The sequence below is a fragment of the Micromonospora sp. NBC_00858 genome (genome assembly GCF_045207365.1).
Taxonomy (GTDB): Bacteria; Actinomycetota; Actinomycetes; order Mycobacteriales; family Micromonosporaceae; genus Micromonospora.
In genome coordinates, this window is sequence record NZ_CP108828.1 from 2,940,415 (window position 1) to 2,954,593 (window position 14,179).

Genomic DNA, 14,179 nt, shown 5'->3' on the forward strand with positions numbered 1-14,179 from the left:
GGGCCGGATGTGGAACCGGAGAGGGCCGGATCGCCCGAGGCGATCCGGCCTTCCGTTTCCACCGGGAATCCCGGTCAGAGCAGACCGCCGGTGATGCCCAGCAGTCCGTTGTCCGACGAGGCGTGCCCCCCGTCGTGCGAGTCGCCGAGCACGCCGCCGGTGACTCCACCGGTCACGTCACCGACCGTGCCGGTGACACCGGGGAGAAGCCCGTCCACCTGGTGCGTCACGCCGCCCACCACGGACGGCACGTCGACCGGCGGGACCACGCCGCCGACGCCGCCACCGTCACCCAGGCCCAGCCCGCCCAGGGTGTCGCCGACACCGAGCGAGCCGACGACACCGTCGAGCTGACCGGTGGTGCCGGAGAGGAGACCACCGGTCAGGTCGCCACCGAGCAGGCTCGGGTCGGTGGTGCCGAGCACGCCGGTCGGGTTGCCGACCGTGCCGGTGACGTCACCGAGCAGCGGGTCGGCGATGCCGTCCACCGGCGCCACCACGTCGGCGTCGAGGGTGTGCGCCACGTCGTTCACACCGGTGAGGTCGGTGTCGAGGCCGTTCGGACCGACGCCCAGGCCGATCCCGGGCAGCACGGTGACCCCGGCGGCGAGAGTCGCCGGGTCGACGGCGATGGCGCCCAGCACGCCGGCCTTGACGTCCAGGCCGGTGGGAGAGCTGGTGATGCTGATCTGCTGCGCCACGCTCTGCAGTTGGCCGACCGCGTCAGTGGCGTCGGTCACCAGCGGGTCGAACCCGAGCTGCCCGACCGGAGCCAGCGGCGCGAGACCCTGCCCCGGGGCGTAGTCGACCACGAGCGGAACCACGTCCTGCACGTCGGCGGCGGTGATGTCGGTCAGCCCCGCGGCGTTCAGTGCACCCTCCGGGTCGAGGTCGAACGCCGACCGCGCGTCCGGGTTCGTCAGCAGGTCGAGCACGAAGTCGTGAAGGGTCTGGTGCGAGTCCATGTGCCGGTTCTCCTCGGATTGGCATCGGCGACCGTCTTTCGTCGACAGCGACGTTATTGCGGGGAGCGACCGTGGACATCGGGGCTCGGCCCGCATCTGGTCCCGCCGCGTTGGGGCCTCCGGCGCCTCCTACGTTAGGGGGACTGGGGGAAACCGTCCCGGCCAGATTAGGGTCCCGATCGGGAGCCGATCTCTGGTACGAACGTAGGAGCCCGCGGGGGCTCGCCGGGGGTGGGTCGTCGGGCGGCACCGACGCCATCACCGCTGGTCAGCCAACTCACGGGGAGTTACGAGACGGATGCCTTACGTCCTGGGGATAGACATCGGAAACACCAACACGGCCGCTGCCGTCGCGCGGCGACACGGCACGACCTGGACGCGCCCCGAGGCGGTGCCGCTGAACGCCGACTCGGCTCTCGTACCGTCGGTGTTGTACCTGTCGACGGACGGTTCGCTGCACATCGGCGAGCCCGCGACCGACGACGGCAGCCGCACCACACGGGACTTCGTCCGGCGGATCGGCGACGACGTGCCCCTGCTGCTCGGCGGCGAGCCGTGCGCACCGCAGACGCTGGCCGCCGAGCTGGCAACGTGGGTGGTCGAGCAGGTGTACGCCGTGGAGGGCGGCCCGGCCGAGGCGATCGTGCTCAGCCACCCGGCGGGCTGGCGCCCGTACCGGCGGGAGTTGCTGCACCGGGCGCTGTTCGACCTCGGCCTGCGCAACGTGACGCTGCTGCCCCACACGGTCACGGTGGCCGAGAGCCACGCGGCGCACGGGTTCGCGGGCACCACGGCCGCCGTCTACGCACTGGGTGGAAACAGCTTCGAGGCGGCACTGGTGCGGCGCACGCCGCGGGGCACGTACGAGAGCTTCGGCACGCCCCAGGGCCTCGACCAGATCGGCGGCGCCGACTTCGACGAGGTGCTGGCCGGGCACGTACGCACCGTGCTGGCCCGGGAGTTGGCCACCACCGCACGCCGGGACACCAACGCCGCCCTGCGGGGGCTCCGGTCGGAGTGTGACCGGGTCAAGCGTGAGCTGACCGTCGATCTGGCGGCCGACGTGGTGCTGACCCTGCCGACCGGGCCGGCGCGGATACCGGTGACCCGGGCGCAGTTCGAGGACATGATCCGCCCGACGGTGCAGGCCACCGTCGACCTCCTGCTCCGGACCGTGTGCGGCGCCGGCCTGAAGCCGGCCCACCTCGACGGCGTCCTGCTCGCCGGCGGCTCCGCCCGCATCCCGCTCGTCACCGAGCTGATCACCGCGGCTCTCCCGGTCCCCGTCGAGGTGGAACCGGACTCGCAACTGACCGCCGCCACCGGGGCCGCGAGGGCGGCCTGCCAGGTGGTGTCGCCGCGCCCCCGCCGGCCGGACCCGGTACGTGAACCGGCGCCGGTCAGCGGCGCCGGCCGGGCAGCCATCCCGGCGCCGCGCCGCCCTCACCACGACAACACCGTTCCGGGCGATCCGCCACCTCGACCCCCGGTGCGGGTTCTCCCACTGGAACTGCCGAAGGCGTCCCGCGTGGCGCTGGCCCTCAGCCGGGGACGCGAAGGATGACCACAATGATCATGAATGACGTCGCCGAATCCAGGCTGGTCCTGGGCAAGGGTCCGAAGGCCCTGCTGGACATGGTCTCGGAGGACCCGACCGGCCCGCTCACCGTTGGTCTGGCCGGGCCGGGCGGCCACGGCAAGACCGCACTGCTCGCGGAGCTGGCGCGGCTCCACCGGCGGGCCGGGATCGCCGTGCGCACGGGCGCTCCGGAGCCGGGCGAACAGGTCGACCCCGACGCGCTGCTGCTGGTCGACGACGCGCACCTGCTCGACGACGCCCGGCTCGGGGCGCTGCTGGGCCTGGTGTCCACCCGTCGCCACCGCCTCGTGGTCGCCCACCGCCCGTGGCCCCGGTCGGCGGCCCTCATGGAGTTGGCCGACGCCCTGCGCCGGGACGGGCAGGCGGTGCTGCTCACCCCGTTCACCGGGGAGCAGACCGCCGCCTACCTCGCCGCCGCGCCGGAGCTGAGCAGGCGGAGCGACCTGGTCGACTTCGTACACACGCAGACCGGCGGCGTGCCCCGTGACGTCGAGCGGCTGGCCCGCGGACTGCGCGGGCCGGAGTGCCCGGCGGGCACCACGGTCGAGCCACCCCGGTCCGTCGTCCTTGAGTTCGGACCGGACCTGGAGGTGCTGCCCTCCGACGTCCGCCGACTGATGCTCGCCGTCGCGGCGGGCGTGCCGCTGCCGGTGAGCATGCTCGGCGCGCTCCTCGGTCAGGAGCCGGAGGCGGTCGACGAACTGATCGCCATGACCAGGGGAGCCGGGCTGCTCGGCGCCGACGGCCGGCTCGCGCCGATCGTCCGGCGATCCGTCACCGCGCTCAGCCCGGCCAACGATCGCGCCGCGGTCTGGCGGCGGCTCACCGAATTGCAGCTCGCGCGGGGCGGCGCGGTGCTGCCGCTGGTCCGCTCCCTGCTCGCGGCCGGCGTGCTCGGCGACTGCCCGGCCTCGACGCTGGCAGCCGCCGCGGAGGAGGCGCTGGCCGACGAGCCAGCCTTCGCCGCCGAACTGTTCGCCGGCGCCACGGCGGCCGGGCGACCGGCGAACGCGCGGCAGGCGCTCGCCGCCGCGCTAGCCGGCAACCTCGACGACGCCCTGCGGCTGGCCGACCGGCTGCTGAGCGCGACCGCTCCGGCCGACCGCACGGAGGCCGCCATGGTGTCCGCGACCGCCCTGGCGCACCGCGGTCACGTCGGTCGCAGCGTGGAGCTGTACCGGTGGTCGGGCACCGCGTCGTCGGTGGCATTCGCCACCGTCGGCGGGCTCGCCTCCGGTGACCTGACCGCCGTCGCCGAACCGGCGGCGGACGGCCCGGCCGGCGAACCGCCCACGCTGCACGCCAGCGCCGCCCGGCTGATGGCCGACGGGGTACGGGAGAGCGTCACCGGCCCGCCGACAGCCGCGCTCTCCGCGCTCGTGCAGGCCGCCGCGCTGCTGGAGCCGGCCGGGCGGGCGGCACTCCTGCCGGACAGCCCGGCCGCGCTGGCCGCCCTGACCGCGGTGCACTGCGGCGAGCTGGAGATCGCCGAGCGGGTGCTGCACCGGGCCCTGGTGGCCGGTGTCGGCGGCCCGCTGATGGCCCGCCGTCACCGGCTGTTGCAGGCCTGGATCCTGATGGTCCGGGGCCAGACGCACGCCGCAGCCGAACGCCTCGCCGCGGTGACGGTCGACGGGCGCCCGTTGGAGTCACGCGACCTGCTCTTCGCCGCCGCGCTCCGGATGGGCATCGGCCGGCGCAACAGCGACCTCGGGGCGCTCACGCGTGGCTGGGGGCAGGCGCTGGAGGCGGTGGTCCGGCACCCCGTCGACCTGTTCACGCTGCTGCCGCTGGGCGAGCTCGCCATCGCGGGCGCCCGGCTGGGTGACCTGGCCCGACTGGAGCCGTACCTGCGGGAGGGCCGGTCGCTGCTGGGCCGACTCGGCGGGCCGGCACTGTGGAGCATCCCGCTGCACTGGAGTGGGCTGCACGCCGCGATCCTGACCGACGAGCCGGCGGTCGCCGACGAACACGTCACCGCCCTCCTCGCCGCGGCGGGCCACAGCCGGTACGCCGCCGTGGTCGCCGCGGCCGCCGAGAGCTGGGTGGAGGTGCTCCGGGGCGTGGTCGACCCGGTCCGGGTGGAGGCCGCCGCCCGAGGGCTGCACGACACCGGACTGTGCTGGGACGGCGCCCGCCTCGCCGGGCAGGCAGCGATCCGGACCTCGGACCGGCGGGCGATGACCACCCTGCTGGAATGCGCCCGGGTTCTGCAGGGCCGGCCGGCCGGCGGCAACGGCGGGCAGCGACCCGCGGCCGGCGAGAGCACCGCCCAGGTCGCCGACGCCATCGCCGGCCCCACCCAGCAGGGGCTCAGCGACCGCGAGTACGAGGTGGCCGAGTTGGTGCTGGCCGGGCTGACCTATCGGGAGATCGGCGACCGACTCTTCATCTCGGCCAAGACCGTGGAGCACCACGTGGCCCGGATGCGCAACCGACTGAACTGCGCCAACCGCACGGAGCTGCTGGCTCTGCTGCGCACCGTCGTCGCCGACCGTGCCAGCAACGCGGCCGGGCAGCCGTGGCCGCAACGGTCGGCCCGATGAGGCCGTCGTGCGCCGGATGCCGGTGGGCCGAGCGGAGCGGAACGTGACGCGGCCCGAGGACCGGCCGATCCGGATGAGGCTCGTCGCGCTGGCGGTCGTGCTGCTCACGCTCTGGTCGTACGCGGCCTACCTGACCAGCCAGGACGCCGCCGACCTGCTCCGGGTGCGGGCCCTGGCGGACACTCTGGGCCAGCCGATCGACCGGCTGATCCTGAGCCTGCAGGCCGAACGCCGGCTCACCGCCGAGACGAGGGCTGGAGCCGGGCTGCCGGCGACCGCGCTGGGCGGGGCACGCGAGGGGACCGACCGGGCCGCGGCCGAGGTCCGCGCGTTCACCGAGGGCACCGACCTCCGGCTGCTCACCGCCGGCGCGGTCCGCGACCGGGCCGACGAGCTGGTCCGGCGGCTGAACGGACTGGGCACCATCCGGTCCCAGGTGGACGCCGAGCAACTCGACCCGGCCGAGGCGGTCGACGGGTACGACCAGCTCGTCGATGTCGCATTCGACGTGTACGGCCCCGAGTGGGGCGCGTACGAGAGCGAGCTGGCCGCCGACACCCGTGCGGTGATCGCGCTGGCCCGCGCCCGCGAACTGCTCGCCCGGGAGGACACCCTGGTCAGCGCCGCCCTGACCGGTGACCCGGTCGACGCCGACCAGCGGCGTCGTCTGGCCGAACTGATCAGCAACCAGCGGTACGCACGCGCCGAGGCGACCGCCGGGCTGCCCGTCGACGGTCGGGGCGAGCACCAGGGGTTCACGGCAGGCCCCCGATTCGCCGGCCTGCTCGCCCTGGAGGACATGCTGCTGCGGGCAGGCAGCGCCAACGCCCTGAGCGGGATCACCATGGCGGATTGGCGGGCCGCTGCGGACGACGCCCTCGGCGCGCTGCACGAGTTGGTGACGACCACCGCGCGGAGCAGTGTCGAGCGGGCCACGCCGGGTGCGGCCGTGGTCGTGGCGCGTACCGGCGCGGTGGTGGGGCTCGGACTCATCGCGGTGATCGCGGTCCTGTTGAGCTGGGCCGGCACGGTCCGCCGGTTGACCGAAGGGCTGGCCCGGTCGGGCACCGACCGCGATCGGCGGCAGCCACCGGGTGACCTGGCGGAGCCGGGCGGCACCGCGCTGACCCGCCCCGACGTCGCGGCGGAGGTCCACTCCCCGGTCCCGGCCCGGGATGCCTCGGCGGCGGAGCGCACCCAGGACCTGTTCCTGCGGGTGACCCGACGCAACCAGGTCCTGCTGCGCGACCAGCTCAACCTGCTGGACGGCATGCAGCGGCGGGAGCGGGCCGCCGAGGAGGCCGACGAGCTGTTCCAGCTCGACCACCTCACCACGCGGGTCCGGCGCAACGTGGAGAAGCTGATCGCCCTCGCCGGTGCGACCCCGGCCCGCCGATGGCGGCGCCCGGTGCCACTGCTCGACATCGCGCGCGGCGCGGTCGCCGAGGTGCCGGAGTACCACCGGATCCTGATCGCGCCGCACTGGCCGTGGTCGCTCGCGGGTCCCGCCGTCACGGACGTCATCCACCTGCTGGCCGAGCTGATCGAGAACGCCCTCGCCTTCTCGTCGACGGACACCACCGTCCGGATCGCCGGTGAGCACCGGCCGCAGGGCTGCGCGGTCGTGGTCGTCGACGACGGGCATGGCCTCGACGCGACCGCGCTGTCCGAGGCGAACCACCTGCTCGGCAACCCGCCACCGAACGGCCCGCCCGTTAGGCCGGCGGGGTTGTACACCGCCGCCCTGCTCGCCGCCCGCTGTGGCGCCCGGATCTCGCTGCGTCCCAGCCAGCGCGGCGGGACGGCGGCGATCGTGCTGCTCCCGGCCGGGTTGGTCACGGTGACCGGTGCCGGTGGTGGCCGGGCCGGCACCGGCGACGGAACGGCCACGTCGCCCCCCGGCCCCGCGTACCCGCCGGCCCGGGGCGGAGCCGACGCGGCCGACCCGAGCGGCCACGGCGAGCTGCCGATGCGATCCGCCAACCCGGGCCGACCGGCCGCGAAACCGGCGGCGCCGGCCCCGAGACCGTCGAACTGCCGGTAGCAAGAGCAACAAGGAGACATCGATGACGCATGCAGTGGCCACCAGCGACAGCCTGACCGGCGCCCTGGACCGCCTGGTCGACCGGGTACCCGGCGCGGAGTTCGCCGTGGTGCTCTCTCCGGACGGGCTGCCGCTCGGCGGTTCCCGGCATGTCGAGGCGAAGCTGGCCGAACAGATCTCCGGTGTGGTCGCCGGCCTGCTGGCGTTGGGGCAGGCCGCCACCCGGATGTGCGAGGCGGGCGGGCTGCGTCAGATCGTGGTGCAGATGTCGCGGTCGTTCCTGTTCATCGCCACCATCCGGAACGGGACCATCCTCACCGTTCGGATCGCCGGTGACGACGCCGAGGTCGGCGACATGGCGTACGAGGTGGCGCTCTTCGTGGGGCAGGCCGAAAGGCACCTGCCGGTCCGCCTGGTACCGGCCTCCTCGGCGACGAGCGGGGACACTGGTGTACACCACCGGCACGGCTGACGAGGCGTGGTACGACGACGACGCCGGCCCGGTGGCCCGCCCCTACACGATGACCGGCGGGCGCACCGCACCCGAGCGCGGGCAGTTCGATCTGATCTCACTGGTCGTCGCCCGGCGGGCGGCCACGCCTGACGCACCGCTCTTCCCCGAACAGGCGCGGATCGTCGAGCTGTGTCACCATCCACTGTCGGTGGCTGAGGTCGGCGCCGAGCTGGATCTGCCCCTGGGCACCGTCCGGGTACTGCTCAGCGACCTGCTGGCGGCCGGGCTGATCGAGACGCACCAACCGCCGTCGCTGTCGGAGCTGCCGTCCGAGGACCTGCTTGAGGCGATACTCGTCGGGCTTCGCGCGCTGTAGGCCGAGCGAACGCCACGGCGACTGGAAGGGTCGCGGGCGCCCGTCTGGGACGAACTGAAGGGGAGACAGGTAGTGCCGGCAACTCCGCCCCAGCCACGGCGTACCGCGGCGATCATTCTGCTGGACCGGATCGTGGCCATCGCCGCGGCCGTACGGCGGGCGCTCCCCGGTCGCGGCGACGGCTCGCGGGCCACCTGGGTGGCCCTGATCGCGGCGCTCGGGGTGCTGGTCGCGACTGCGGTCTCCATCATCGGGGTGCTGCGCACGCCGGAGCGGCTGGCACCGGTGACCCTCGCCCCGCCGCCGTCCGCCGAGCAGGTGGGCACGCCGCAGGTCGGTACGCCCCGGGCGCAGGCGAGACCGGCGGCCACCAGCCCGACGAGGTCCACTCCCCCGCCAGCCCCGTCCACCACCGAACCGTCGACCAGCGCCCCCGCACCGACCGCCTCGGCGGCCGCACCCACGCCGGCCGCCCTGCGCGGCGACTTTGCCATCGCGGAGAACGCCCTGCTCAGCTACGGCGCCGCCGTGACGATCAGCAATCCCGGACCGGTGCCGGTGACGCGGTGGACGTTGGTCGTCACCCTGCCCAGGGATTCGCTGCGGGTCACGTCGGTCGAGGGCGCTCGGGCCAGCCAGAACGGAGCGGTGTGGACGTTCGTACCGGACGGCAGCGCCGGACAGGTGGCCGGCAGCGCTTCGGTGCAGGTGACGTTCCGGGTCAACGGCTCGACGGTCGGCTCCGCCCCCACGGCGTGCACCATCGACGGGGTCGCGTGCACCGGTCTGCCGGACTGAGCAGCCGACGGTAGGGGTTTCCCCACCACCGAGATCATGGGTCGCCGTATGTTCCGGAAACGCGACCTCGACCAGGCTTTCCGCTATGCGAAACAGCGATGTGACCCCCGCTCGCGGGCCGGTCGTCGAGGTGCTCGACGTGACGAAGACCTATGCCGGCGGGGGCGGTGTCCGGGCGTTGGATGGCGTGTCGGTCGCCTTCGAGGCCGGTTCGTTCTGCGCGGTGATGGGTCCGTCGGGCTCGGGCAAATCGACGCTTCTGCACTGCGCGGCGGGCCTGGATCGGCCGGACAGCGGACGGGTGCTCCTCGCCGGTCAGGACATCGGCGGGCTGCGTGAGCCGCAGCTCACCCAGGCACGGCGGCGGCGGGTCGGGTTCGTCTTCCAGTCGTACAACCTGATGGACGCGTTGTCGGTCTGGCACAACGTCCTGCTGCCGCAGCGGCTGGCCGGGGTACGACCGGACCGGGACTGGGCGCGGGAGGTGATGCGCCGCGTCGGGCTCACCGGACGGGAGAACGACCGGCCCGGCCAACTGTCCGGCGGCCAGCGGCAGCGGGTCGCGCTCGCCCGCGCCCTGGCCAGCCGTCCGGAGGTCATCTTCGCCGACGAACCGACCGGGGCGCTGGACCTGTCGACCGGCCGCGAGGTGCTCGGGCTGCTGCGCGAAGCGGTGGACGGCATCGGCACGACGATCATCATGGTGACGCACGACCCGGCCGCGGCGGCGTGGGCCGACCGCGCGGTGTTCCTCGCAGACGGGCGGATCGTCACGGAACTCGCCGACCCGACCGCCGAGAAGGTCGCGGCGCAGATGATGGCGGTGACTGTCCGATGATCCGGCTCGCTCTCGGCACCCTGCGCCAGCACCGCGGCGCGTACGCCGGCACGTTCTTCGCCGCGCTGCTGGCCGTTGCCCTGCTCGCTGGCGGCGGTCTGCTGCTCGCCTCCGTGCTCACCGCGAAGCCGCCGGCCAACCGGTTCGCGGCCGCGCCGATCGTCGTCTCGGGCGACCGCGACGTCACCCTCGAGATGGTCACCACCAAGCAGAAGAAGGACAAGGTCAAGGTCAAGCGCAAGGTCAAGTCCGAGCGGCTCACCGGCGCCGCCTCGCTGCCAGCGGACCTCGCGGGCCGGCTGGGCAACCTTCCGGGCGTCGCGGCCGCCGTCGCGGACGTCGCCTTTCCGGTCCAGACAGGTACGCCGGACGGACGTCCACTGCGCGGTGCCGACGATGCTCCCGTGATCGGACACGGGTGGGCCTCCGCACCGCTGACCCCGTACTCGCTGCGCACCGGTGAGGCACCCGGCCCGGGCCAGGTCGTCATCGACGCCGACCTCGCCAACCGGTCGGGCACCACGGTGGGCGGACGTCTCGTCGTCACCACCAAGACCGGGGTCCGCACCATGCTCGTGTCCGGTGTCGCCGCACCGGCCGGGCGGGACGGGCTGCCCGCCCAGGGCGCGCTGTTCTTCGCCGACAGCGAGGTGGCGTCGGTGTCGGGGCTGCCCGGCCCGACCGCGGTGGCCGTCCTGGCCAGACCCGGCACCGATCCGGTCGCGCTCCGCGACGCCGTCGAAGGGGTCGCCGGAAAGGCGCCCGTGCTCACTGGCGCCGACCGGGTCCGGGCCGACCTGCCCGGCGCCCTGCCGGACTACATCGGTCCCATCTCGATCTTCGGCTTCGTCATCGGCATCACGGCGTTCTCGGCCGTCTTCGTCCTCACGGGCACGGTCACCCTCGGCGTACGCCAGCGCCTGCGCGAGCTGGCCCTCCTGCGCACCGCCGGCGCGACCCCCGGTCAGCTGCGCCGCCTCCTCGGCGTGGAAAGCCTCCTGCTCGCCGGAGTCGCCGCGCTGCCGGGCGCGCCGCTGGGTGTGGTGTTCGCCCACGTGGTGGCCGCCCGGTTCCGGGAGCTGGGCGCGGTGCCGGCCCAGTTCGTCGTACAGACCAACGTGATCGTGCTCCTCGCCGCCGCGGTGGCCGGGATGCTGGTGACCTTCGTCGGTGCCCGGATCGCCGGCCGCCGAGCGGTGCGGATCGCCCCGACGCAGGCACTCGCCGAGACCGCGAACGCACCGACCGGCGGCCTCGTCCTGCGGACCGCCGTCGCGGTGGTGACCACCGCCGGCGCGATCGCCCTGCTCATCTTCGTTCCGCTCGACGGGCCGCTCGGGATGGGCATGAGCTTCGTGTCGTCCGCCCTGTTGCTGTGCACGGTCGCGGCCCTCGGCCCGGTGCTGGTCCGGGTGCTAACGGCGCCGGTGTCCCGCCTCGTCGGCGCCGGCGGCCCGACCGGTTGGCTGGCCGGCCTGGTCACCCGGGCCGAGCCGCGACGGGTCGCGGCGGTCGCCGTCCCGCTCGTGCTCATGTTCGCGATCAACGCCACCATGCTGCTCAACAGCGCCCTGCTGGACGAGTTGACGGCGCAGGAACAGGCGGAACGGACCGCGGCCGCGACGGCTCAGGTGACCGCACAGGGCGGACTTCCGCTCGAAGTCGTCGAGAGGCTCACCGCTCTCGACGGGGTGACCGGTGCGGCGGCGACGTTGCCGACGCGGGCCATCGTCGAGCAGGGCGGCAAGCCCGAGGACTACGCGACGCAGGGTCTGCTGGTCGCCGGCACCGAGGCGGTGCTCGACCTCGATCTTCGCGCCGGGACGCTGCCGGGCACGGGCACGTTCGCCGCCAGCGAATACGTGACCGGCCAGTACGGCTGGCGGGTGGGCGACGACGTGCAGATCTGGCTCGCCGACGGCCACCAGGTCCAACTGCGCCTCGCCGGGGTGTACGCCCGAGCGCGTGGCTTCGGCGACCTGGCGCTACCCGCGGACCTGGTGGCGGCGCACGACCCGCGCGGACTGGTCAGTACGGTCGGGCTGCGTTACCGCGGCGACGTACCGGACCAGATTGCCGCCTCGTGGCCCGGCCTGCGGCTGACCCCCACGCTCGGTGCGGCACCCGCCGGTGACGCGCAGAACCAGCAGGGCGCCTGGGAGCTCATGGTGGTGATCTCCCTCGGCTTCACGGCGATCGCGGTCGTCAACACCTTCGCCATCGCCACCGCCGCGCGTCGCCGCGAGTTCGCCGGCCTGCGGCTGGCCGGGGCGACGACCGGGCAGCTCCACCGGCTCGTCGGGCGTGAGGCGACGATCACGGTCACCGTTGGGCTGGTGCTGGGCATCCTGGTCACCGCGATCGTGGTCGGCGCGTTCAGTACCGCGCAGGACGGCACGTTGCGGGTGTTCGTCGACGCCGGCACGTACGCGGGGATGCTCGGCGGTGTCGCGGCACTGGGGCTGGTCGCGGGTGCCGTACCGGCCCGGGTCCTGCTGCGGCGGCGCAGCCTGCCGGCCCCGAGCGACGGACGCTGACCGTGCGCACGGCCGGATCGCCGCTCGGACCCGTCCTCCGGATCGTCGGGGGCCGGGTCCGGCCGGCGGCCGCGGTCCGGTGCCGGCGCGCCGCCGGTACGATCGCCGCGATGATCCGCACAACGATGTCGGCGCTGGCGTACCTGTTCAGCAGCCTCGTCGCTGGTGTCGTCGGCCTCGCCTGGGCCGTGGCGTCCACCCTCGGCGTCGGTCTGCTGGCGATCACGCAGCTCGGCGGCCCGGCGTTCCTCGGCGCCGCCTGGGTGACCCGGCGCCTCGCCGACCTGGAGCGGCACCGGGCCGGTTGGGTGCTCGGCACCGCGATCGCCGCGCCGTACCTGCCGATCGAGGGCGCAACCATGCGGCAGCGGGTCAGCGCGGTCGCCGTGCAACCGGCCACCTGGCGGGACCTGGCCTGGCTGGTCGCGCTGTTTCCGCTGGGCATGGCAGGCGGGATCGCCGCCATCGTGATCACCGTCGTCGATCTCGCCGCCGTCGTGGCGCCGGCGTGGGCGTGGGCGGTGCCGAACCCGCACGCACCGTTCCCGATGCGTCCGCTCATGACGACGGTGCCGGGCCGGTTCGGCCTGACCGTCCTCGGCGTGCTGCTGTTGCCGGTCACCGCGTGGTTCCTGCGGACCGCCGGGCTGCTCCAGGCCCGTACGGCCCGGGTCCTCCTGGCGCCCGGCGCGCACCGGCACCTGGTCGAGGAAGCTGCCCGCCTCGCGCAGACCCGCCGTCGGGTCGTCGACGCCCAGGCGGCGGAGCTCCGTCGGATCGAGCGGGACCTGCACGACGGCGCCCAGGCCCGGATCGTGGCCGCCGGCATGACGCTGGCACTGGCTGCCCGCAAGCTGCGGGCCGGTGCGGCCGCCGCATCCGACGTGGACCTCGCCCGCCGGCAGCTCGACGACGCCCTCACCGAGCTGCGCCGGCTGGTACGCGGCATCCATCCGCCGATCCTCACCGACCGGGGGCTGCACGCCGCTGTCGCCGCCCTGGCCGGCGACAGCCCGCTCAGCGTCGAGATTCGGGGCGACCCGGACGACCGTTACCCGCCGGCGGTCGAGTCGGCGGCCTACTTCGTCATCGCCGAGGGTCTCGCCAACGCGGGCAAACACGCCGACGCCCGGACCTGCGTCGTCACCCTCGCCCGAACCGCCGGCACGGTCACCGTCACGCTCACCGACGACGGACAGGGCGGTGCCGACCCGTCCGGCTCCGGGCTCGACGGTCTACGCCGCCGCGTCGAGGCACTCGACGGCCGGCTCACCATCACCAGTCCACCCGGCGGTCCCACCGTCCTGTCCGCGGAGCTACCCCACTGATGCGCATCGTGATCGCCGAGGACCTGCTGCTGCTCCGGGACGGCATGGTTCGACTGCTGACCGACACCGGCCACACCGTCGTCGCCGCCGTCGACACCGCACCCGCCCTGCTGGCGGCCGTCACCGAGCACCGACCCGACCTGTCGATCGTCGACGTTCGACTGCCACCCGGCTTCCGCGACGAAGGGCTCCGCGCCGCTCTGACGCTGCGTGCCACGGATCCGGACACCAAGGTACTCATCGTCTCCCAGTACGTCGAACGGGCCTACGCCGTGGAACTGCTCGCCGACGGCCGGGGCGGTGTCGGTTACCTTCTCAAGGACCGCGTAACCGCTCTCGACGACTTCCTCGACGCGGTGGAGCGGGTCGCCCACGGTGGCACCGCCCTGGACCCGGAGGTGGTCCGCCAACTGTTCACCCGCAACAGCCGCAACCACGGAGTCGACGGGCTCACCGCACGGGAACGAGAGGTGCTCGGCCTCATGGCCCAGGGCCTGTCCAACGCGGCCATCTGCGCCGCGCTCGTCCTGGCGCCGGTGTCGGTGGAGAAGCACATCACCAACATCTTCGCCAAGCTCGACCTACCGCCGGCCGAGGACGCCAACCGGCGTGTTCGTGCGGTCCTCGCCTACCTCAACCACTAGCGAGCCGTACGCGGCTCGGCCCGGCCGGCCGCCTTGTCGGTCGCGTGTC

At 74.1% G+C, this 14,179-nt stretch carries 11 protein-coding genes; 10 read left to right on the forward strand and 1 reads right to left on the reverse strand.

Annotated features, from left to right (window positions below):
• Nucleotides 1–74 precede the first annotated feature (74 nt).
• Nucleotides 75–965, reverse strand: coding sequence for an IniB N-terminal domain-containing protein (locus tag OG990_RS13845; RefSeq protein WP_386992173.1), 891 nt, complete (start codon nucleotides 963–965; stop codon nucleotides 75–77).
• A 298-nt stretch (nucleotides 966–1,263) separates the two neighbouring features.
• On the opposite strand from OG990_RS13845, the gene OG990_RS13850 reads away from it, so the two are divergent.
• The 10 genes from OG990_RS13850 to OG990_RS13895 all read left to right on the forward strand — a co-directional run bounded on the left by OG990_RS13850 (nucleotide 1,264) and on the right by OG990_RS13895 (nucleotide 14,130).
• On the forward strand, nucleotides 1,264–2,529 hold the full coding sequence (locus OG990_RS13850; RefSeq protein WP_406080799.1) for an Hsp70 family protein: 1,266 nt from the start codon (nucleotides 1,264–1,266) through the stop codon (nucleotides 2,527–2,529).
• A gap of 5 nt (nucleotides 2,530–2,534) precedes the next feature.
• Nucleotides 2,535–5,111: a LuxR C-terminal-related transcriptional regulator gene (locus OG990_RS13855; protein ID WP_406080800.1), complete on the forward strand. Its 2,577-nt coding sequence runs from the start codon at nucleotides 2,535–2,537 to the stop codon at nucleotides 5,109–5,111.
• Nucleotides 5,112–5,154: 43 nt separating this feature from the next.
• A complete protein-coding gene (locus OG990_RS13860) occupies nucleotides 5,155–7,155 on the forward strand; it encodes a nitrate- and nitrite sensing domain-containing protein (RefSeq protein ID WP_406080801.1) in 2,001 nt (666 codons plus the stop codon).
• A gap of 22 nt (nucleotides 7,156–7,177) precedes the next feature.
• A complete protein-coding gene (locus OG990_RS13865; protein ID WP_406080802.1) occupies nucleotides 7,178–7,627 on the forward strand; it encodes a roadblock/LC7 domain-containing protein in 450 nt (149 codons plus the stop codon).
• A complete protein-coding gene (locus OG990_RS13870; protein ID WP_328417562.1) occupies nucleotides 7,605–7,985 on the forward strand; it encodes a DUF742 domain-containing protein in 381 nt (126 codons plus the stop codon). The genes OG990_RS13865 and OG990_RS13870 overlap by 23 nt, the downstream gene beginning before the upstream one ends.
• Before the next feature lie 72 nt (nucleotides 7,986–8,057).
• On the forward strand, nucleotides 8,058–8,783 hold the full coding sequence (locus tag OG990_RS13875; protein ID WP_328417564.1) for a cellulose binding domain-containing protein: 726 nt from the start codon (nucleotides 8,058–8,060) through the stop codon (nucleotides 8,781–8,783).
• A gap of 85 nt (nucleotides 8,784–8,868) precedes the next feature.
• On the forward strand, nucleotides 8,869–9,621 hold the full coding sequence (locus OG990_RS13880; protein WP_355602769.1) for an ABC transporter ATP-binding protein: 753 nt from the start codon (nucleotides 8,869–8,871) through the stop codon (nucleotides 9,619–9,621).
• Complete coding sequence (locus OG990_RS13885; RefSeq protein WP_406080804.1) at nucleotides 9,618–12,158, forward strand: ABC transporter permease; 2,541 nt, start codon at nucleotides 9,618–9,620, stop codon at nucleotides 12,156–12,158. The genes OG990_RS13880 and OG990_RS13885 overlap by 4 nt, the downstream gene beginning before the upstream one ends.
• 110 nt (nucleotides 12,159–12,268) lie before the next feature.
• Nucleotides 12,269–13,486, forward strand: coding sequence for a sensor histidine kinase (locus OG990_RS13890; RefSeq protein ID WP_406080805.1), 1,218 nt, complete (start codon nucleotides 12,269–12,271; stop codon nucleotides 13,484–13,486).
• Nucleotides 13,486–14,130, forward strand: coding sequence for a response regulator transcription factor (locus OG990_RS13895; protein ID WP_328417572.1), 645 nt, complete (start codon nucleotides 13,486–13,488; stop codon nucleotides 14,128–14,130). The genes OG990_RS13890 and OG990_RS13895 overlap by 1 nt, the downstream gene beginning before the upstream one ends.
• Nucleotides 14,131–14,179 lie beyond the last annotated feature (49 nt).

What these genes read in the sequence shown, in the direction of transcription:
- OG990_RS13845 (WP_386992173.1), bottom strand. Translation starts at nt 965, where the DNA reads ATGGACTCGCACCAGACCCTTCACGACTTCGTGCTCGACCTGCTGACG.
- OG990_RS13865 (WP_406080802.1), top strand. Translation starts at nt 7,178, where the DNA reads ATGACGCATGCAGTGGCCACCAGCGACAGCCTGACCGGCGCCCTGGAC.
- OG990_RS13850 (WP_406080799.1), top strand. Translation starts at nt 1,264, where the DNA reads ATGCCTTACGTCCTGGGGATAGACATCGGAAACACCAACACGGCCGCT.
- OG990_RS13890 (WP_406080805.1), top strand. Translation starts at nt 12,269, where the DNA reads ATGATCCGCACAACGATGTCGGCGCTGGCGTACCTGTTCAGCAGCCTC.
- OG990_RS13885 (WP_406080804.1), top strand. Translation starts at nt 9,618, where the DNA reads ATGATCCGGCTCGCTCTCGGCACCCTGCGCCAGCACCGCGGCGCGTAC.
- OG990_RS13855 (WP_406080800.1), top strand. Translation starts at nt 2,535, where the DNA reads ATGATCATGAATGACGTCGCCGAATCCAGGCTGGTCCTGGGCAAGGGT.
- OG990_RS13895 (WP_328417572.1), top strand. Translation starts at nt 13,486, where the DNA reads ATGCGCATCGTGATCGCCGAGGACCTGCTGCTGCTCCGGGACGGCATG.
- OG990_RS13880 (WP_355602769.1), top strand. Translation starts at nt 8,869, where the DNA reads ATGCGAAACAGCGATGTGACCCCCGCTCGCGGGCCGGTCGTCGAGGTG.